This is a genomic window from Affinirhizobium helianthi, assembly GCF_042680945.1.
Classification (GTDB): domain Bacteria; phylum Pseudomonadota; class Alphaproteobacteria; order Rhizobiales; family Rhizobiaceae; genus Neorhizobium; species Neorhizobium helianthi.
The window spans coordinates 30955-50004 of the sequence record NZ_JBHUEQ010000035.1 but is presented as its reverse complement, the minus strand read 5'-3'; the positions used below and the strand labels follow the sequence as shown (position 1 = coordinate 50004).

Annotated in this window: 18 protein-coding genes; 16 read left to right on the top strand and 2 right to left on the bottom strand. The window is 58.2% G+C overall.

Annotated features, from left to right (window positions below):
* Positions 1 to 38 precede the first annotated feature (38 nt).
* From ACFSE1_RS17835 to ACFSE1_RS17805, 7 genes are all read left to right on the top strand, one after another.
* Positions 39 to 884: an alpha/beta hydrolase gene (locus tag ACFSE1_RS17835; RefSeq protein ID WP_377404552.1), complete on the top strand. Its 846-nt coding sequence runs from the start codon at positions 39 to 41 to the stop codon at positions 882 to 884.
* Entirely contained in the window at positions 874 to 2043 is a 1170-nt protein-coding gene (locus ACFSE1_RS17830) for a GNAT family N-acetyltransferase (RefSeq protein WP_377404439.1), read from the top strand. Before ACFSE1_RS17835 ends, ACFSE1_RS17830 begins: the two co-directional genes overlap by 11 nt.
* Positions 2040 to 2426: an EamA family transporter gene (locus tag ACFSE1_RS17825; protein WP_377404436.1), complete on the top strand. Its 387-nt coding sequence runs from the start codon at positions 2040 to 2042 to the stop codon at positions 2424 to 2426. The genes ACFSE1_RS17830 and ACFSE1_RS17825 overlap by 4 nt, the downstream gene beginning before the upstream one ends.
* A 346-nt stretch (positions 2427 to 2772) precedes the next feature.
* Positions 2773 to 4113, top strand: a complete 1341-nt coding sequence (locus ACFSE1_RS17820; RefSeq protein WP_377404433.1) for a TolC family protein — start codon at positions 2773 to 2775, stop codon at positions 4111 to 4113.
* A gap of 2 nt (positions 4114 to 4115) precedes the next feature.
* Positions 4116 to 5252, top strand: coding sequence for an FtsX-like permease family protein (locus ACFSE1_RS17815; protein ID WP_377404430.1), 1137 nt, complete (start codon positions 4116 to 4118; stop codon positions 5250 to 5252).
* A gap of 4 nt (positions 5253 to 5256) precedes the next feature.
* Positions 5257 to 5970 carry an ABC transporter ATP-binding protein gene (locus ACFSE1_RS17810; protein WP_377404427.1) on the top strand — a complete coding sequence of 238 codons (714 nt, stop codon included), beginning with the start codon at positions 5257 to 5259 and terminating at the stop codon, positions 5968 to 5970.
* A 3-nt stretch (positions 5971 to 5973) separates the two neighbouring features.
* The gene (locus ACFSE1_RS17805; protein WP_377404424.1) at positions 5974 to 6894 is read left to right on the top strand and encodes an HlyD family secretion protein; all 921 of its coding nucleotides are present in this window, start codon (positions 5974 to 5976) and stop codon (positions 6892 to 6894) included.
* Positions 6895 to 6938: 44 nt separating this feature from the next.
* Here the strand turns inward: ACFSE1_RS17805 and ACFSE1_RS17800 are convergent, their stop codons facing one another.
* Entirely contained in the window at positions 6939 to 7862 is a 924-nt protein-coding gene (locus ACFSE1_RS17800; protein WP_377404421.1) for an SMP-30/gluconolactonase/LRE family protein, read from the bottom strand.
* Between the two features lie 30 nt (positions 7863 to 7892).
* A complete protein-coding gene (locus tag ACFSE1_RS17795) occupies positions 7893 to 8606 on the bottom strand; it encodes a GntR family transcriptional regulator (protein WP_377404418.1) in 714 nt (237 codons plus the stop codon).
* A 101-nt stretch (positions 8607 to 8707) separates the two neighbouring features.
* On the opposite strand from ACFSE1_RS17795, the gene ACFSE1_RS17790 reads away from it, so the two are divergent.
* From ACFSE1_RS17790 to ACFSE1_RS17750, 9 genes are all read left to right on the top strand, one after another.
* Entirely contained in the window at positions 8708 to 9760 is a 1053-nt protein-coding gene (locus ACFSE1_RS17790; protein ID WP_377404415.1) for a Gfo/Idh/MocA family protein, read from the top strand.
* Positions 9753 to 10769 carry a Gfo/Idh/MocA family protein gene (locus ACFSE1_RS17785; RefSeq protein WP_377404411.1) on the top strand — a complete coding sequence of 339 codons (1017 nt, stop codon included), beginning with the start codon at positions 9753 to 9755 and terminating at the stop codon, positions 10767 to 10769. Before ACFSE1_RS17790 ends, ACFSE1_RS17785 begins: the two co-directional genes overlap by 8 nt.
* A complete protein-coding gene (locus ACFSE1_RS17780; RefSeq protein ID WP_377404408.1) occupies positions 10766 to 11839 on the top strand; it encodes a Gfo/Idh/MocA family protein in 1074 nt (357 codons plus the stop codon). Before ACFSE1_RS17785 ends, ACFSE1_RS17780 begins: the two co-directional genes overlap by 4 nt.
* Before the next feature lie 22 nt (positions 11840 to 11861).
* Positions 11862 to 13133, top strand: a complete 1272-nt coding sequence (locus tag ACFSE1_RS17775) for an ABC transporter substrate-binding protein (protein WP_377404405.1) — start codon at positions 11862 to 11864, stop codon at positions 13131 to 13133.
* Positions 13134 to 13183: 50 nt separating this feature from the next.
* Positions 13184 to 14152: a carbohydrate ABC transporter permease gene (locus tag ACFSE1_RS17770; RefSeq protein ID WP_377404402.1), complete on the top strand. Its 969-nt coding sequence runs from the start codon at positions 13184 to 13186 to the stop codon at positions 14150 to 14152.
* Positions 14145 to 15188 (top strand): carbohydrate ABC transporter permease, encoded by a 1044-nt coding sequence (locus tag ACFSE1_RS17765; protein WP_377404398.1) that lies wholly within the window; start codon positions 14145 to 14147, stop codon positions 15186 to 15188. Before ACFSE1_RS17770 ends, ACFSE1_RS17765 begins: the two co-directional genes overlap by 8 nt.
* A 19-nt stretch (positions 15189 to 15207) precedes the next feature.
* On the top strand, positions 15208 to 16287 hold the full coding sequence (locus ACFSE1_RS17760; RefSeq protein ID WP_377404395.1) for an ABC transporter ATP-binding protein: 1080 nt from the start codon (positions 15208 to 15210) through the stop codon (positions 16285 to 16287).
* Positions 16288 to 16325: 38 nt separating this feature from the next.
* Positions 16326 to 18050: an L-arabinonate dehydratase gene (gene araD / locus ACFSE1_RS17755; protein WP_377404392.1), complete on the top strand. Its 1725-nt coding sequence runs from the start codon at positions 16326 to 16328 to the stop codon at positions 18048 to 18050.
* 72 nt (positions 18051 to 18122) lie between these two features.
* The gene (locus ACFSE1_RS17750) at positions 18123 to 18851 is read left to right on the top strand and encodes a ribonuclease activity regulator RraA (RefSeq protein WP_377404389.1); all 729 of its coding nucleotides are present in this window, start codon (positions 18123 to 18125) and stop codon (positions 18849 to 18851) included.
* Positions 18852 to 19050: the final 199 nt, after the last annotated feature.

Here is a 19050-nt window from a genome sequence, read left to right as displayed (position 1 = left end):
CCCTCACCAGTTTCAACGTGGCGACCAAGGTCGACGCAATGCAAGCCGCACCGGCCGCCCGCGCCAATATCTGCAATCCTTTCAACGATGGCTTCTCGTTTTATGAAGAGGGCAGGAATGGCAAGGCTGTGCTGCTGGTTCATGGCATGAGTGGCGCCCCGGCGGAAATGCGCCTGGTCGCGCGCCAGTTCGTCCGCATGGGCTACTCGGTTCTGGCACCCTTGCTGGCCGGGCATGGGCGGGGCGAGCATGCTTTGCGTCGCTCCCGCTGGCAGGATTGGCTCGAAAGCGTTGCTTCAGCTGCGGATTGGCTTGCCGCGAGAAGTGACATGGTTTTCGCAGCCGGCATTTGTGTGGGCGGAAAACTGTCTCTTCTTGCATCTCATGGGGCGTTTTCGCCGATCCGCTCGGTCGCGCTTTATTCGCCCTGCTTTCACTATGACGGCTGGAACGTCCCGCGCTATTATGCCGTTCTGTCGCCCCACATCGGGTGGATGAAATATGTGCCCTTTATCGATCGTCTCAACTTCAGCGAAACGCCATCGCTGGGCATCAAGGACGATCGCTTACGTCGAATGATTGCCGGAATGGAGAGCGAAGGCGTCCTCAGCCATTTTCCCGGAAGAGGCCTGATCGAGATGCATGACCTTGGGGTCCATCTCAAGAAAAGCCTGCCTGGCATCACCACGCCCTCGCTTATCGTCCATTCGAGGGAGGACGATCTCAGCGCCCCCCGTCACGCCCACTATATTGCAAGCCATATCGGCGGGCCGGCTGAACTGCATTTGCTCAATGACAGCTATCACATGGTTCATGTCGACAGGGAGCACCGGAAGGTTGCCGAACTTTCCGCACGCTTTTTCGAGGTGAACCATGCGTTTTGAGGCAAGCTTCGAGGTGGCGGATAGTCCGAATTTCGAAATGAGCGATCTTCAGTTTGAAGTATGCGAGACCTTGGGTGGAATCGAGAAATCAGAGTGGGATGCCTGCTTCCCCGGCGAGCTTGAGCGTTATGATTATCTGCTGGCGGTGGAAAAATCCTCGCTCCGCGGTTTCCAGTGGAGATATGCGACGATCCGGTCCTACGGGCGGCTGATTGCCGCTGCACCGGTCTTCCTCTGCGATTACGGACTTGAAACCACGCTCGAGCGCGGGCGGCTTTCTCGCCTGATTGAAAAACTGCGCAGCATTGTGCCCGGCTTCTTGTCCCTGAAACTGGCGTGCCTGGGATCTCCCTGCACGGAATGCGGGCGTATTGGCACGCATCCCGGTATTCCTGACCTGTGGAAGGCCGATCTGCTGGCAGTCATGCTGCGCCAGACTTCTGCATGGGCTGAACGGGCTGGCTACGGCCTTTTTGGCCTGAAAGATATTCCCTTGCCATTAGACTGGACGCTTTCCAAAGCAATTGATGAGGCTGGCCTTGTGCGTATGGCGAGCCTGCCGACGGCATCCCTTTCCATCGATTTCTCGAGTATCGACACCTATCTGTCCAGATTGTCGCCGGGCACGCGCAAGGACATGCGCAGAAAGCTGCGGGCAAGATCGCAGGTGACAGTCGAGACTGTCGAGGATCTTGGAGATCTGTTGCCTCGCTTTATCGAGCTTTACAGACAAACGCGCCTGCGAAGCGAGTGGCAATTCGAAGACCTGACAGAAGACTATTTCGCGGGCGTTCTCGCCAATATGGGCAGTAACGCCTTCTGCAAAGTCTACCGTGTTGGTGACGAGGTTCTTGCCTTCAATCTGTTGCTGCGGGACGAAGCGCGCCTCGTGGATAAATTCTTCTGCATGGATGCAGAACGGGGTAGGTCCTACAATCTCTACTATATGAGCTGGTTCGAGAACATCCGGTTTTGTCTGGAGAACCGATTGGCCCTGTATCAAAGCGGACAGGCCTATTACGAGAACAAGATCCGTTTGGGCAGTCAGCTAACTGAGAATGCCTTGTTCTTCAGGCACAAAAATCCAGTCCTGCAGTCCGTTCTCGGGCTGCTTGCACCGCTCTTCGGAACCGATGGAACCGGGAAAGCGCGGCAATGAACAAAAGCTATCGCATGTTGTGGCTCTACGTGCCCATCCTGAACGCGCTTCAGCAGATCTTCCTGAAGCAAAGTGCCTCCACCTTCGTTGACGATTTCGGGATGAACTGGCTTACGGCTCTGCTTTCATCCCCCTGGTTTCTTCTGGCAATCGCGGCAGAAATTGCCTGTTTCGTGCTGTGGATTCGCATCCTCGCGGAAGTGGATCTGACCAAGGCCTTTCCCATATCGGCGATCAGCTATGTCTTCGTGCTGGCCAGCGCCTGGTTTCTGTATGACGAACCGGCTTCCTTGTTGCAGCTTGTGGGCAGTGCCCTGATCATGACTGGCGTCTGGTGGATTTCAACGGCTTCCACAAGCACATCGCGCAGCGCTTCTCCATGAAATCTGCACGGTGACTACGCAAAACCTGCAGTCAGCTGATCCAAAACCCGGTCTCGGCAAACGCAGTTTCAGCAAGAGACTGTGAGAAGCGAGCAACCTCAGCGCATTCGTGACCACCGGAGGCGCTCAATGCCAACATGAAAGCTTCCAATGCGGTTTCTTCAGTGGATCCAACATGGCGTTACAGAGACGGCAACGCCGGCAAGAAAAACGGCTTTCATTAGGTAAGCGTGCTCCAATGAAGTTTACTCAATGCACGATGCGGGCGTGGAATAGAGCGCCCAATGTCTGCTGTGCGAGCCTTTTCGCCCTGCTTTTAACCTCCTGCCAATCAGGGGCGCCGGCAATGTCAGACATCCTGCCGGTATCCTCCAGCGCCCGATCTTCCACTGCCAGTAGCCTGACCGACAAACAGTGGCCGGATGACGCATGGTGGCAAACCCTCAACGATCCGACGTTGAACGAGATTGTTCTGCGCGTGCGGCGAGGCAATCTCACCGTTGCGCAGGCGCGGGAGAGGTTGGTCGCGGCCAGCGCTCTGGCACGATCCGCCGCTTCCGCCTATCGCCCCGGTCTGTCGCTTTCCGGTGCTGCAACTGCATCGACGAGCAAGGTTGAAGCGCAGGATATTTCCCGTCGTCCGGCCCAGATCAATCTCGAGACCGGTTGGGAAATCTCCCTGTTCGGACAGGACGGAATGACCAGACAGTCCGCCGATATGGATGCTGCCATGGCTGCGGCGGATCTGGATGCGGCAAGCCTGTCCGTCATTGCGGAAGCGGCCAAAAGCTATGTGCGGTTGAGAGCCTTGCAACAGGAACGTCGCGATGCGGAGTTGAGAATATCCGTACAGGCCAAAGCCAGCAAAATTGCAAACACGCTTTCGCAAAGTGGCCTTGGTACAAAGCTCGCCGCACAGCTTTCCACCGATGACGTTTTGGCAGCAACCGAGCAGAAACGGCTGCTCGACAATGCCATTGCAGATGAAATCCAGAGCATCGCCATTCTCCAGGGGTCGAGAGAAGGCGATGTCGCGCTTTCGGCAATTGGACCACAGCCCTCCCTCGGCAGGGATCTGGCAATGGAGGTTCCGGCGGACCTTTTGCGGCGGCGTGCCGATGTTCGCCGTGCCGAGTTTGCGGTGCTTAAGGCTGCTGCCGAGGTCGGCATTGCGAAGGCCGATCTTTATCCAAAACTGCATCTTTCCGGCATGATCGGCTTCGGCTCGCCCGTCTCCGGCTCCCTTTTCGGTCTCATGGGTGGGCCATCGCTGCAACTGCCCATCTTCGATCAGGGAAAGCGACGCGATATCGTGGAGGCAAGGGCGGCTCAATTGCGGGAAGCGACAAGCGCCTATCGTCAGGCCGTTCTTGTAGCCTATGGCGAAGCATCGACCGCCTTGCGCGCCCTGCATGCGGCGAGGCAATCGACCGCCCGGGCCCGGTCGGATTTTGCTACTGCCTCGAAAGCGCAGGCGGCTGCCGAGCTGATGTCACGTGAGGGCCTTGCGGACGCCGCCAAGGTTCTGGACCGCCAACTGATTACCGTGGAGCGCCGCAAGCAGATCACCGAGGCGGTGGCGCGAGAGGCTGAGGCATTCATTGCCTTCGTCAAGGCAACGGGGGGAGGTTCAGGCAAGAGCAAAGGGCCTCGCCTGTCGCCTCCCGAGCAAAAGAGGGGCATATAGGAATGGCGATTTCCATCGCGCGAAAAACCCTCCTGCATGACTGGCGCCGGTTCTTGCCGGCGACCATAGCGATTGCCTTTTCCGGTGTTTTGATGACGGTTCAAGGCGCATTGCTTCTGGGAATAGTCGGGGCGAACAGTCTTTATGTGACACAATCCACGGCCGGTTACTGGGTCGGCTTTCCCGGTACCCAGAGTGTGGATCTGGGCAGGGCAATCCCGGCAAGTGTCGCCACCAATCTCTATGCCGAGCGAGAGATTTCGCATGTCGAGCCCATTCTGTTTGGGTCGGGTGACTGGAGAGGAATGCAGGGGGCAGGGGGCGTCAGCGTTACGATTTTAGGCATTGAAACGGACAATAACGCTGAAGCGCTTGCCCGTATCATCCCTATGTGGCTGCGAAACCAGTTGAATGAACCGGGTACGGTGGTCGTCGATGTCGCCGATGCGTCCAAACTGTCCGCCCGGAAGGGAAGCACAGCAGAAGTCAATGGTCATGCTGTGCGTGTCATCGGTTACATCGATGGGCTTCGTGGACTTGGGGGTGTCAATGTTGTCGCCTCCAGGGAGACCGCACGCAGTCTTGATCGCAGCCTGCCAGGCGAAGGCGGCGCAACCTATTTCCTCTATGACGTCAAAAAGGAAGCCGATGGTCCGATCGTCCAGATGAGATTGAACAGTGGCCAGGGTGTCCGTCACTTTGAAGTGTGGTCCGCTGAGGAGCTGGCCTCGATGACGACCATGTATATGCTGCTGGATTCCGGCGCCGGTATTGCCTTCATTTTTGCGACCTTCATTGCAGTCCTCATTGGCGCTGTCATCACCAGCCAGACGCTGATGTCCGCCGTGGCGGGCACGGTTCCGCAATACGCGACCTTGAGAGCTTTGGGAGTGCCCTTTCACAAGCTGCGGCTGATCGTGGTTGAGCAGGCGGGATGGGTGGGATTGCTTGGATTTTGCATCAGCCTGATCCTCAGCCTCGCGCTCGCCATTGCGGCCGCAATCTACAAGGTTCCTTTCGAACTGCGGTTCAGCATCATCGTTTCTGCCTCAACCGTGGTGCTTGTGGTGGCCGCCGTGGCATGTGTGCTGGCCATTCATCGGTTGCGCGACACAGATCCGGCAATGTTGCTGAGGTGATGTGATGCAACCCGTTTTGACCGCCCGCAATCTGGGCAAGTCCTTCACGATCCAGAATGTCCGAACCCAGGCGCTTCTCAACGTCTCGGTGGAGGTTTTCGCAAGCGAGTTCACCTTGCTCACCGGGCCGTCGGGCTGTGGCAAGAGTACTTTGCTGGCCGTGCTGAGCGGAATGACGAAGGCGGATGAAGGTGTGGTTTCTGCAGGCGACATGGCTCTATCGTCAATGACGGATGATGAACGTGACGCGTTCCGACTGAAGCACTGTGGCTTCATCTTTCAGGGTTTCAACCTTTTCCCTGGGCTGACTGCCGTCGAGCAGGTTCAGGTGCCTCTGGATTACATGGGGGTAGCGCCCAAGGAAGCGCGGGAAAGGGCTGCTCACGCCATTGCAAGCGTTGGACTTGCGAAGCGATCCCACCTGCGGCCCGCTGAAATGTCTGGCGGAGAGAAGCAGCGAGTGGCAATTGCGAGGGCGATTGTGAAAAACCCTGCCATTCTCTTCGCAGATGAGCCGACCAGTGCACTCGACAGTGAGAACGGTCGCAACATCGTGGAAATTCTCCAAAGCATAGCAAAGAAATCCGGGGCCGCCGTGCTTTGCGTTTCTCACGACATGCGCCTTGTGAAACAGGCTGACCGGGTTCTTCAAATGGAAGACGGCCGATTGTTGAGAGATGTGCGCCCGCTTGCCGCTGCCAGTTCAAAAGGATCGTGAGTCATGAAGCGTTTGCGTCCAACGCATAAATCCCTGGTCACCATTTCGACTGCCAGCATTCTCGCACTGTGCCTTTTGTGGTTTAGCGCACTTGCGCCAAGCGCCGAAGAGGACGGAGACAGTGCCGACCCGGTCGGGCCGCCCATCCTGGCGGCGGCGCGCGGTGTTGTCGATGTTCAGGGAGGGCTGCTGCGCATGACGTCACCGCGTGACGGCATTGTTGCATCTGTGCTGGTCAGAGAGGGGGATCAGGTCAAGGCCGGGGATGTGATGGCGACGCTGGATAACAGGCAGGAAGTGCTGTCAGCCAATATAGCGGCTGAAGAGGTTGTTCAGGCCGAGGAGCACTACCGCCTCCTCGAAATGAAAATGAAGGCCCTGTCCAGGCAGGCGGACAGGATGAAACGCGCAGCAGCAGGCGATGCGGTGTCCAGCCAGGCGCTTGATGAGGCACTGTTTGCCAAGGATAATCTGGCCGGTGAACTGAAGGTTGCCGCTTCCGTTCTGGCGGCATCGAAAATGCGTCGCGACATTGCCAATCGGGAAGTAGAAATCAGGACGATACGTGCGCCCGTCGATGGTTTCATCATTCGTCAGTCCATCAAGGTTGGAGAATTTGCTGCCGCCAATAGCCCGCTCGAAATCTTCACGCTTCTTCCGGACGGGCAGAAGATCGTGCGGGCTGAAATTCCCGAACAGTTTCTCGATAAGGTGAAGCCCGGTGTGCCCGTCGAACTGCTGGCGGAAGATCGGACAGGTCAGACTTTCCAGGGGCAAATCAGCCGCATCTCGCCCGTGCTGATGCAGGCAAGCGGGACTTCCGGCGATCGAAACGATATTCGCACCGCAACCTCCATCGTCCTGGTCAGCCAGGACGCGCCATTCCGAGTGGGACAAAGAGTGATTATCCGCGTTTACAAGTAGCGGCTTCAGTCCGGCGGCCCTGCGGTGGACGCTTCCGCCGCAGGCTATGCGTTACTGTCGAAGCGTGGGGCGGGAAATCCCTCGGCAGATGAGGGAATAAGCCAGACACCACCCGAAAGGGGAGCCCTGCTCAGTTGATCCTCGCTCATGTTGTGACGGTGTGACGTGACCAGGAGAGAGCAAAAATCCGGGCCGCCGAAACAGGGCATTGTGGGACGAGGCACCGGCATTTTCACGGTTGCGATTTGTCCGCTGCCATCCTCGGCGAATATGTTCAATACACCGGCTGAGACACCTGCGCTCCAATATCGTCCACTCGTGTCGATGCAACCGCCATCCGGTCTTCCGGTCTCTTCCTGCATATGCGCAACCAGCACGCCGTCGTCGAATGTTCCGGTTGTTTTGTCGAAGTTTCGTCTGCGTATCCATTTCTGCACGGAATCGCTTTGCCACATGACGGAGCCGTCCTGTGAAAAGGCAAGGCCGTTCGGGCATGTCAGCCCGGTTTGCACGCGTTCGGCAGAACGTGCTGTAACCCGCCAAAGCTCGCCGATTGGCTGCATTTCGGGCAGCGGAACATGATGCATGGTGCCGACCCAGAAAGCGCCATCCGGACCGACGCGCCCGTCGTTCAGCCGGTATGGGACGTTGTCCGGCTTCGGAATGGAATGGAGCTGATGCGTGCTGCCATCTTCCGGATTGAGGATGATGATATCCATGCCGCAGGCCACGACCAGATCGCCGTTTTCACAAAGCCCGAGGCTCGACACCGTGTCAGGCAGCTGCCAGTGGCGACTGATGCCGGATCCGATTGAAGCGGATCGCACCGCATTACCAAGAATATCGCACCAGAAAAGCACCTGTCGCCGCTCGTCCCAAACCGGCGATTCCGCCAGAATGCTTATGGTGTCGCAGAGAAGTTTCGCCTCGGACAGGCAAAGCGCGTCTTCCGGTTCTAGTGTTGCCATAGTGCTTTACCCGCTGAAAATGGTGGAAGGCTATTCGAAATAGTCCTGATGGTTCTCGAAAACCTGTGAAAGAATGCCGAGTACGCGTCTCAGGTGTTTGCGCAATTCATCCACCGCCCGCGCCTCATCAGCCGCCTTGACGGCATCGTATACGGCTTCGTGTTCGCAGAGCAGCCGTCCCATATGGGCCTCGTCGGTGATGGCGAGCGCCCTCAGCCGGTCCAGTCCCGCCTTTTCGCGGATCAGCAGCGTTTCCAGTCTCTCCAACCCGGTCGCGGCCGCCAGCGCTGCGTGAAACTGATCGTCATGGACACGGAAAGCCTTCCTGTCACCGGCCTTCATGGCTGCACGCTGGCCATTCAGCGCATGCTCGATTTCCTGCTCTGCCTCCGCCGTCAGTCCCATCTGACACAGTCTGGAAACGGCTGCGATCTCCAGAGCCTCGCGAATGAATTGCGCGCTTCGGATATGCTTTTCCGAAAGCTTAGAGACATAGGTTCCGCGGCTGGGAAGCGTCACGATCAGGCCATCGTCCCGCAGCCGGCTCAGCGCTTCGCGCACGGGCGTGCGGCTGGAGTTGAAAGAGTGACCGATTTCGGTCTCGGATACAGCCTGTCCCGGAAACAGCTCACGTCCAAGGATGGCCGACTTCAGGGCCGTATAGATCTGGTCAACCACCGGACGGTTGAGGTCAAGTCGTTCCATCGGCGGCACGCTGCCACTCGTCTGAGTCGATTTCGGCATTAAGCCCTCCGGTTCATCTTGGCCGGTATACCGGAACACAAGCTGGTTGACAACCGGGATACCGGTATGCCAACCATGGCGCATGGGAGGAGGATCCCGAGATGAACAATATCAAGACCTGCGTCATCGTGGGCGCTGGAATGGTGGCGAAGACGCACGTGCTCGCCTGCGCGGCAAGTCCTGACAAAATTCGCTTGAAGGGAATTGTCGACGGCGGATCCGGTCGAGCCGGTGCATTGGCCGCCGAGGCATCTAAGCATAGCGGATATGAGGTCATTGCCTATTCCTCGATCGAGGAAGCGGCTGCCGATGGTGACATTGATTTCGCCATTATCGCGACCCCGCCGAATGCCCGGATCGATATCGTCGGCACCTTTGCGAAGGCCGGCAAGCATATCCTGATGGAGAAGCCGGTTGCTCGCAATACGCAGGAGGCTGACCGCATTGTCGCGCTTTGCAGGGACGCGGGCGTTACGCTCGGCATCGTCTTCCAGCACCGCATGCGGGCGGCATCGCTGAAAGCCCGTGAGCTGGTCGAGGAGGGCGGGCTCGGAGCGCTTGGCCTTTGCGAGATTTCCGTGCCCTGGTGGCGTGCCCAGTCCTACTATGATGAACCGGGCCGTGGCACTCTTGCGCGCGATGGCGGCGGCGTCCTGATCTCTCAGGCTATCCATACGATCGATCTGGCGCTCAGCCTTGCCGGTCCGGTCCAGCGTGTCCAGGCCATGGCGGCGACGACACGTTTCCACCGCATGGAAACCGAAGATTTTGTAACGGCTGGCTTGCGCTTCCAGAACGGCGCCATCGGTTCGCTGGTGGCGAGCACTGCAAGTTTTCCCGGTACGGCGGAAAGCATCCTCCTTCATTTCGACAAAGCGAGCCTGCGGCTTGCATCCGGCCTCCTGCATATCGACTGGCGAGATGGCCGACAGGAAACCTTCGGTGGTGCAGCGGCCGGAACAGGCGGCGGAGCCGATCCGATGGCCTTTACGCACGAGTGGCATCAGGGCGTCTTCGAAGACTTTGCTGATGCCATCTCCTCAGGACGTCCGCCGGTCGTCACCGGCGAGGCGGCTCTTTTGTCTCACAGATTGATCGACGCGATCATTAACTCGGCCGAGACCGGCAAAGAAGTGGAAGTGCATAATGACTAAAGCAATCAGGTTCGCCGCTCTTGGTATCGAGCACCGGCACATTTTTGGCATGGCCCAGAATCTGCTGGAAGCGGGAGCGGAGTTTGTCGGCTGGTGGACTGAGGGCGAGCCGGATGTCGTTGAAGGTTTCCTCAAGCGTTTCCCCAACGTGCCGCGTGCCGCTTCGAAAGAAGCTTTGCTGGCGGATGGCACGATTGACCTTGTTGTGATTGCCGATATTCCCTCCAAACGAGCTGATCTGGCAGTTGCCGCCATGGAAGCGGGCAAGGACGTCATGTCCGACAAGCCCGGCTGCACCACATTCGAACAGCTTGAGCGCCTGCGCAAAACCGTGGCGAAAACCGGCCGCATCTGGACCATCGATTTTTCCGAACGTTTCGAGGTGCCAAGCGTCACCAAGGCTGCAGAACTTGTTGCTCAAGGCGCGATTGGCCGCGTCATTCAAACCGTCGGCCTTGGGCCGCACCGCCTCAACCGCCAGATCCGTCCGACCTGGTTTTTTGAGCGTGAAGCCTATGGCGGCATTCTCACCGATATCGCCAGCCACCAGATCGACCAGTTCATGTTCTTTACCGGTTCGACAGAGGTCGAAATCGTATCGGCGACTGTCGCCAATTATGCCAATCCGAAAGATCCGGGACTGCAGGATTTCGGTGAAGTCGTTCTGCGCGGCGACAAGGGGCACGGTTACATTCGCGTCGACTGGTACACGCCGGATGCGCTGCCAACCTGGGGCGATGGCCGCCTGACCATCCTTGGTACCGAAGGCTATATCGAGCTGCGGAAATATGTTGATGTGGGCAATACGGAAGGTACCGACCGTCTTGTTCTCGTGAACGGCGACCGCTGCGAATACATCGATGCATCGGATGCGGGATTGCCCTATTTCGGTCGGTTGTGCGACGATATTCGCAACCGCACAGAGACGGCGATGACGCAGGAGCATGTCTTCAAGGTATGCGAATTGTCTCTGCAGGCGCAGGCCAAGGCCGAAGGAGCGAAGGCATGATCGGCGTCGCAATCGTTGGAGCGGGCATCGGTGCCCTTCATCTGAAGGGCTATCAGGCCCTGCCCGAGCGCTTTGTCGTGCGCGCAATCTGCGACCTCGATCTGGATCGAGCCCGCTCCGTGGCGGGCGAAGACACGTCTATTCGCCTGACCTCCAATCTCGATGAGGTTCTGGCTGACGACACCATTCAACTGGTCGATATCTGCCTTCCGCCTCATCTGCATTTTCCGATGATGTTGAAGACCCTTGAGGCGGGGAAGGATGCCGTTTGCGAGAAGCCTCTCGTCCGGTCACTGGAAGAAGCAACGGCGCTGGTTGAGGCCGTCAAGAAAACCGGTCGGAACGTGTATCCGGTGTTCCAGTACCGTTTTGGCCACGCGATGCGTCAGCTCAGGGCCCTGATTGACGCTGGTCTGGCAGGCAAAGCCTTCGTGGTCAGCTCTGAGGTTCACTGGAACCGCGGTGCGAGCTACTACGATATTCCCTGGCGTGGTACCTGGAAGGGAGAGTGCGGCGGAGCGATCCTCGGCCATGCGATCCATGCCCATGACCTTCTATGCCACGTCCTCGGGCCAATCGAAGACGTTTTTGCAATGGCCGACACGCGCGTCAACACGATCGAGACCGAAGACTGCGCCGCTCTCAGTTTCCGCATGAAAAGCGGCGCGCTGGCAACAAGCTCGGTTACGCTTGGCGCTGCCGAAGATACCTCGCGCCTGCGCTTCTGCTTTGAAGGTTTCACCGCGGAAAGCGGCACGCTACCTTACCGTCCGGCGGAAGACACGTGGCGCTTCATCGCGCGTGCACCGACCACGCAGGAGCAGATCGACGCTGTGCTGGCAACAGTGGCGGATGGTGAAGACGGATTTGCAGGTCTTGTCGAGGCAATTGCCAACGCGATGGAAGGACGCGGCGGCAAGGAAGTGACTGTCAGCGACGGCTTGCAGTCCATCGAACTCGTCACTGCCATCTATCGATCAATCAGGGAGGGAAGGCCGGTGCGCCTGTCCGAGGCCGCTGAAGGGGAGTGGGTCAAGGGCTGGGCTCCGCACGCATCCGCCATTGCATAATCATCTAACGGGAGGAAACCAGATGACTAGAAAATACAGCATGGCATTGGCCGTCGCTTTCAGCGCGGCGTCATTTGCAGGCATCGCTCAGGCGGCACAGGAGGTGCGCTTTACCTGCGCTTACGACGGAAACGGCTGCGAAATCTTCAAAGACATTCTGGCGCGCTATGAGAAGCAGAATCCAGATGTGAAAATCGTCACCGATGTCGTGCCCTACAAGGCGCTGCTGGAAGGTCTGCCGGTACAGCTTGCTGGTGGCAGCGGCCCTGATTTCGCAACAGTGACCGACCTTGGCGGTCTCAACCGCTACTATCTCGATCTCACCCCCTATGTGGATGCGAAATACTGGCAGGATAACTTCGGCGACGTGTTGCCGTGGTACCGTAGCGGCCCGGACGACAAGGGCATCTACGGCATGCATACCCAGCTGACGATCACCGGTGCCTTCATTAACCGCACCCTGTTCGATCAGGCGAATGTTGCCGTTCCTGGCAAGGATGCAACCATGGACGACTGGGCAAAGGCCGCCAATGCTGTCGCAAAGGCGACCGGCACGCCCTATCCGATGGCGATTGACCGCTCCGGTCACCGTATTGCAGGTCCGGCAATTTCCTACGGCGCGAAAATCTTCGATGCTGAAGGCAAGCCGATCCTCGTCGATGAAGGCTTCACGACCTTCGTGAAGAAGTTTGTCGAGTGGAACAAGGACGGCACCATGGCGCGTGACGTCTGGGCCGGTCAGGGTGGCAATACCTATCGTGATGCCGGCCAGGAATTCATCAACGGTCAGCTCGTCTATTACTATTCCGGTAGCTGGCAGACGGCGCGTTTCGATAGTCAGGTGGGAGATGGCTTCGATTGGGAAGTCGTTCCGCAGCCCTGCGGCGGTGCTGCTTGTACTGGAATGCCAGGCGGAACAGGCATTGTCGGCTTCAAGAGCACAAAGCATCCGAAGATCGTCGCAGACATCCTGAACTTCATGGCGAAGGATGAGAACTATCTGGACTTTACCGTCCGCAGCCGCAACGTTCCGGCCCACAAGGCAGTTGCTGCAAAGGGTGTGACCTATACAGGCGCGACGCCTTCCACGCAGAAAGCAATGGACGCATGGTTGGCCCAGATCCCCGGCATCAGCCCGATCGCCTACGCTTACCAGGGCTACAAGAACAACCGCGCGATGTTCAACATCTCGGTTCAGCGCATCACTCAGGCTATCGTTGGTGAAAGCACCGTCGATGAAGCGATGGCCCGTGCGAAATCGGACCTGGAAGCAGCGTTGAAGCAGGCGAATTGATCCGTCGCCTTCCGGCGCGGGTATGCCGCGCCGGATCGAAGGAGGACCCCATGTACAAATTTCTTGCGCCCGTCATGGGCATTGTCGAGTTGCCTTTTTCTGCCCTGCAGAAGGTGCTCGGCCAACGGCGAATTGCCTGGGTGTTCCTGACGCCCAACCTCATTCTGTTCGCAGTGTTCGCGTTTCTGCCCATTGTGCTGAACATCGCCTACTCGATGACCGGCAGCGAACATATATTGCTTTCGGAACGCCCATCGGTCGGCGGAGAGAATTTTTCGGTCCTCCTTTCCTGTCAGAACTATCTCGATCCCAACAGCTGTGAGCGCGATCTTTTCTGGCGCTCGGTGGGAAATACGATCTTTTTCGTGGTGCTACAGGTGGGCTTCATGGTGGGATTTTCGCTGATCACCGCGATCATCCTCAACCGCGATATCAGGGCGCGGGGATTTTTCCGCGCCGTCTTCTTCTTTCCCGTTCTCCTCTCTCCAGTAGTCGTTGCGCTGATATGGAAGTGGATTCTCCAGCGCTTCGGGGTTCTGAACGCTGCAATGGAGGGCTTGGGGCTCGGTTCCGTCGATTGGCTGCTGGAAGCCAATCTTGCCTTTGGCTGGTCGGTCTTCCTGTCGGTCTGGGCGCATATGGGCTTCTACACGCTTATCCTGCTTGCCGGTTTGCAGGCGATCCCGCGCGATGTCTATGAGGCGGCGCAGCTGGACAGGGCAAGCCCGTGGCGCATCTTCCGGCGCATTACCCTGCCATTGCTGGCACCCACCATGCTTGTGGTTCTCGTTCTGTCGCTGATCAAGGGCGTACAGACGTTTGATGAAGTCTTTGCCTTCACAGGCGGTGGACCGGGCTCGGCGACCACCTTCATCATCCAGTTCATTTATCAGACCGGCTTTGCCGGAACACCCCGCGATTTCGGCCTTGCGGCTGCCGCATCGCTACTGCTGGCCGTGGTGCTGGTGGTGTTGACAGCCCTGCAGTTCAGGGCAAACAGGAGCAAGGTCGATGGCTAGAATTGCTGCATTTCTGACCCGCACGCGCGGCCATAATGGCAAGCTGCACTGGACGGACTGGCTGTCTTACGCCTATCTCGGCATGGCGGTGCTCATGATGTTCGGGCCAGTCGTCTGGCTTGTGCTGTCGTCCTTCAAGACGGAGGCGGATCTCCAGCGCTTTCCGCCGCGCTTTCTGCCCTACGCCCAGGAAACGCTTGTCGTCGATGGACAGGCAGCGCCATTGCCCGCCTATATCGACAAGGACGGACGCAAGCTTGGTATGGTTCGGCGCATCGGCCTCGTTGCGCAGGTCATCGACCCCGCGAAGCCAAGCGAAGTGTTGAAGATGCCGTTCAACGAGCTGAAGCCTGCGGAAAAGGTCGCGCTTGCTACGGAAAACTACACCGAACTTTTCGAGCGCTTCAACTTTCCGCTCTATTTCTGGAACTCGACCTTCATCACGGTGACGTCCACAATCATCATGCTGATCGTCAATTCCATGGCGGCTTTCGCGCTGTCGAAATACAAGTTCAGGGGCAGGGGCGTGGTGCTGGCCCTGGTGGTTGGCACATTGATGGTTCCACAGACGGTCGTTCTTGTGCCCTTGTTTCTCATCACCAGTCAGTTGGGGATGATCAACAGCCTCTGGGGCGTTATCATCCCCGGTGCGGCCACCCCGACAGGCGTTTTTCTGTTGCGGCAGTACATGCTGACGATCCCGGATGAAATCCTCGATGCAGCGCGCATGGACAAAGCGAGCGAGTGGAAAATCTACTGGCGTATCATCCTGCCGCTCTCGGCTCCGGCGCTAGCCGTTCTGGCAATCCTCGCGGTCATGTGGCGGTGGAATGACTTCCTCTGGCCGTTGATCGTGTTGACACGCAACGACAACTTCACCCTGCAGCTGGCGCTCAATTCCTTCCAGGGGGAGATGACGACGGAATGGAGCAACCTTCTGGCCATGACAGTGCTGACACTGGCGCCAATCGCGCTCGTCTTCATGTTCCTGCAAAAATACATCGCCACCGGCATCGCATCGACAGGCGGCAAATAATATCGGGGAGGAAATAAACATGACAGGTGTTCAGCTTCGTCAGGTTAAAAAGGCATATGGTGCGCTTGAGGTGATCAAGGGTGTCGATCTGGATATCAAGCATGGCGAATTCTGTGTGTTCGTCGGTCCCTCCGGCTGCGGCAAGTCCACTCTGTTGCGCATGATCTCCGGCCTTGAGGAGTTGAGTGGCGGCGATATCGTGATTGGCGGCGACGTGGTGAACAACGTCCCGGCCGCGGACCGTGGTCTGGCCATGGTGTTCCAGTCCTATGCGCTTTATCCGCATATGACGGTGCGCGAAAACCTCTCCTTCGGGCTTGAAAACATCGGCACGCCCAAGCGGGAGATTGCCGAAAAGATCGGCCAGGTCGCAAAGATGCTGCAGATCGATCAGCTTCTGGAGCGTCGTCCGAAGGATCTGTCGGGTGGGCAGCGTCAGCGTGTGGCCATTGGTCGTGCCGTCGTGCGCGAGCCGCGCGTCTTCCTCTTCGACGAGCCGCTCTCCAATCTGGATGCGGAGTTGCGCGTCGATATGCGCGGCGAGATTTCGAGCCTGCATCGAAGGCTCGGAAACACCATGATCTACGTGACCCACGATCAGGTGGAAGCCATGACCATGGCGGACAAGATCGCCGTTCTTCGTGCCGGCAGGCTGGAGCAATTTGGTGCGCCGCTCGATCTCTACAATCGTCCAGCCAATCTTTTCGTGGCAGGCTTCATCGGCTCGCCGAAGATGAACTTCTTTTCGGGCGAAGTCACCTCGCACTCAACGCCTTCCCTGAAGATCGCAACAGGTGAATCGATTCCTCTGCCGGACAGCGGTTTTTCCTTCAAACCCGGACAGAAGGTAACGCTCGGTATCCGTCCGAACCACATCCAGATGAGTGCGGACGGTCCACTCACCATTTCGGTGCGAACGGCTGAACAGCTGGGCGGAGAATCCTATCTTTACTGCAGTCTGGGAGATGGCACCCCCGTAACGCTGCATCTTTCAGGCCAGACCTCTACCGCAGCGGGCGAAGTTATCCGTTTTACAGCGCCCTTGGCGCATATTCACCTTTTTGACACGACCAGCGGGCTTTCGCTTCGGCAGGACTGACTGCCGCATCGCGCCAACCGCAAAGCAGGAATTTTCAAATGACCGACAAAAAGCTCCGTTCCGATCGCTGGTTCGCGCCCGACGACCTGCGCAGTTTCGGCCATCGTTCGCGCATGATGCAGCTTGGATATGCGGAGGAGGATTTCGTCGGCAAGCCCGTTATCGGCATTCTGAACACGTGGTCGGATCTGAATACCTGTCATTCGCACTTTCCGGAAAGAGTGAAGGACGTGAAGCGCGGCGTTCTTCAAGCGGGCGGCTTCCCGGTCGAAATGCCGTCCCTTTCTGTAGATGAGAGCTTCACCAAGCCGACGTCGATGCTCTACCGCAACATGCTGGCGATGGAAGCGGAAGAAATGATCCGCTCTCATCCGCTGGATGGCGTGGTGCTGATGGGCGGATGTGACAAGACTACTCCGGGCCTCGTCCTGGGCGCGATCTCTGCGGGTGTGCCGATGATCTATTTGCCCGCGGGGCCCATGCTGCGGGGCAATTACGCGGGCAAGGTTCTGGGTTCAGGTTCCGACGCCTGGAAATACTGGGACGAGCGCCGTGCGGGCAATGTGACGGATGAAGAATGGCAGGGCTTGCAACGAGGCATCGCTCGCTCGGCTGGCGTCTGCATGACCATGGGTACGGCATCGACAATGACGGCCATTGCCGATGCCTTGGGCATTACGCTTCCTGGGGCCTCTTCTATCCCTGCTGTCGACGCCGAACATCAACGCATGTCAGCGGCCTGTGGACGCCGCATCGTTGAAATGGTCGATGAGAAGCTGTCACCAGATCGAATCCTGACGGCTGCCGCCTTCCGTAACGCCGCCATTGTGGCCATGGCCACAGGGTGCTCCACCAATGCCGTTGTACATCTGATCGCCATGGCGCGGCGTGCTGGTGTGCCAATGACATTGGATGAACTTGACCAGCTTGGCCGGGTCACGCCGCTCATCGCCAATGTTCGCCCATCAGGAAAAGATTATCTGATGGAGGATTTCTATTATGCAGGCGGTCTGCGTGCGTTGATGAAGCAGTTGGAAAGCCGGCTGGATTGCTCTGTGATCACCGTGACCGGGCGCACACTCGGCGAGAATCTGGAAGGTGCGGAGGTCTACAATGATGACGTCATCCGCTCGCTGGACAATCCGGTTTATGCGGAAGGCTCGCTGGCGGTGCTACGGGGAAATCTCTGCCCGGATGGCGCCGTCATCAAGCCTGCCGCCTGCGATCCGAAATATCATGTTCACGAAGGTCCAGCCCTCGTCTTCGATAGCTATCCCGAATTGAAGGCTGCGATTGACGACGAAAACCTGGATGTCACCCCCGACCATGTTCTGGTCTTGCGTAATGCCGGTCCGCTCGGAGGCCCAGGCTTTCCGGAATGGGGAATGCTGCCTATCCCCAAGGCGCTGATCAAGAAGGGCCATCGCGACATGCTGCGGATCTCCGATGCACGCATGTCCGGCACGTCCTACGGTGCCTGCGTACTGCATGTTGCACCGGAAAGCTTCATTGGCGGACCGCTCGCGCTGCTCAAAACCGGCGATATTGTCCGCCTGGATCTGCCGCAGCGCCGTCTCGACATGCTCGTCAGCGAGGAGGAGATCGCCCGGCGTCGCGCCGCCTGGCAAGCACCCCCGCCGCGATATGAACGCGGTTACGGCTATCTCTTTTCCAAGCATGTCACGCAGGCCGATGCTGGATGCGATTTCGATTTCCTGCAAACGGATTACGGTCGCCCAGCAGATGAACCTGCCATCTATTGAGCGCCCCAGGCCAACGGGCAGAACTCTCATTAAACTTCCAAATTAAATGCACGCCGTCATGAGGAGACGTCCATGAACACTGAAACACGCGAGAAACTGATGACGGTTTCGGTCGCCACCCTGGCGACAGCGCTCTACAAACGGGGCCTGCGCAATCAGGTTATCCAAGGAGTGCGGCCGCTCGGCTACAAGGGCAAGAACATGGTGGGGCCCGCCTTCACCCTGCGCTATATTCCCGCCCGTGAAGATCGAAATCAGCTGGTTGAATTCCGCAATCCCGCCCATCCGCAGCGGGTCGCGATCGAAACCTGCCCGCCCGGTCATGTGCTTGTCATGGACAGCCGCAAGGATCCAAGCGCTGCATCGGCTGGCGATATTCTGGTGACGCGGCTGATGGTTCGTGGTGGTGCAGGCATCGTGACCGATGGCGGCTTCCGTGACGCTGCGACGATTGGTGAACTGGATATACCGGCCTACCATACTCGCCCCTCCAGCCCGACCAATCTCACCAAGCATGAGGCGATTGAAATCAACGGGCCAATCGGATGCGGGGATGCGCCGGTTTTCCCTGGCGACATCATCGTTGGCGATGCGGATTGCGTGATCGTTATTCCCGCCGGGATTGCAGATGAAGTCGCGACGGAAGCGGTGGAGATGACGGCTTACGAAGACTTCGTGGTGGAGCAGGTAAAGGCGGGTCAGACCATCATCGGCCTTTATCCCTGCACGAAGGAAGATCATCAGGTGGCTTACGCGAAATGGCGCGAACAGAGGGACAGCTTGCAAAAATCGGAAGGCTGAGGAGTTTCGCTGTCATCGCGTCTTGTCACGATGGCCTTGAATTGGCTCGGGGGATGCTCTCGCTCGGGCTAGTTTCAGGCTGATGGGGACACGTTCTCGAATGAGCCGCACGTCTTGTGATTCATGCCGACACACGCCCCGGGGCTGGCGTAATGACCCAAACGATTATGGACCACATTCCGGTAACGACTGGCTGACG

Coding starts and splice junctions, on each gene's coding strand:
- ACFSE1_RS17825 (WP_377404436.1), top strand. CDS start 2,040: ATGAACAAAAGCTATCGCATGTTGTGGCTCTACGTGCCCATCCTGAAC.
- ACFSE1_RS17805 (WP_377404424.1), top strand. CDS start 5,974: ATGAAGCGTTTGCGTCCAACGCATAAATCCCTGGTCACCATTTCGACT.
- ACFSE1_RS17790 (WP_377404415.1), top strand. CDS start 8,708: ATGAACAATATCAAGACCTGCGTCATCGTGGGCGCTGGAATGGTGGCG.
- ACFSE1_RS17800 (WP_377404421.1), bottom strand. CDS start 7,862: ATGGCAACACTAGAACCGGAAGACGCGCTTTGCCTGTCCGAGGCGAAA.
- ACFSE1_RS17785 (WP_377404411.1), top strand. CDS start 9,753: ATGACTAAAGCAATCAGGTTCGCCGCTCTTGGTATCGAGCACCGGCAC.
- ACFSE1_RS17775 (WP_377404405.1), top strand. CDS start 11,862: ATGACTAGAAAATACAGCATGGCATTGGCCGTCGCTTTCAGCGCGGCG.
- ACFSE1_RS17750 (WP_377404389.1), top strand. CDS start 18,123: ATGAACACTGAAACACGCGAGAAACTGATGACGGTTTCGGTCGCCACC.
- ACFSE1_RS17770 (WP_377404402.1), top strand. CDS start 13,184: ATGTACAAATTTCTTGCGCCCGTCATGGGCATTGTCGAGTTGCCTTTT.
- ACFSE1_RS17795 (WP_377404418.1), bottom strand. CDS start 8,606: ATGCCGAAATCGACTCAGACGAGTGGCAGCGTGCCGCCGATGGAACGA.
- ACFSE1_RS17830 (WP_377404439.1), top strand. CDS start 874: ATGCGTTTTGAGGCAAGCTTCGAGGTGGCGGATAGTCCGAATTTCGAA.
- araD (WP_377404392.1), top strand. CDS start 16,326: ATGACCGACAAAAAGCTCCGTTCCGATCGCTGGTTCGCGCCCGACGAC.
- ACFSE1_RS17810 (WP_377404427.1), top strand. CDS start 5,257: ATGCAACCCGTTTTGACCGCCCGCAATCTGGGCAAGTCCTTCACGATC.
- ACFSE1_RS17815 (WP_377404430.1), top strand. CDS start 4,116: ATGGCGATTTCCATCGCGCGAAAAACCCTCCTGCATGACTGGCGCCGG.
- ACFSE1_RS17835 (WP_377404552.1), top strand. CDS start 39: ATGCAAGCCGCACCGGCCGCCCGCGCCAATATCTGCAATCCTTTCAAC.
- ACFSE1_RS17820 (WP_377404433.1), top strand. CDS start 2,773: ATGTCAGACATCCTGCCGGTATCCTCCAGCGCCCGATCTTCCACTGCC.
- ACFSE1_RS17760 (WP_377404395.1), top strand. CDS start 15,208: ATGACAGGTGTTCAGCTTCGTCAGGTTAAAAAGGCATATGGTGCGCTT.
- ACFSE1_RS17765 (WP_377404398.1), top strand. CDS start 14,145: ATGGCTAGAATTGCTGCATTTCTGACCCGCACGCGCGGCCATAATGGC.
- ACFSE1_RS17780 (WP_377404408.1), top strand. CDS start 10,766: ATGATCGGCGTCGCAATCGTTGGAGCGGGCATCGGTGCCCTTCATCTG.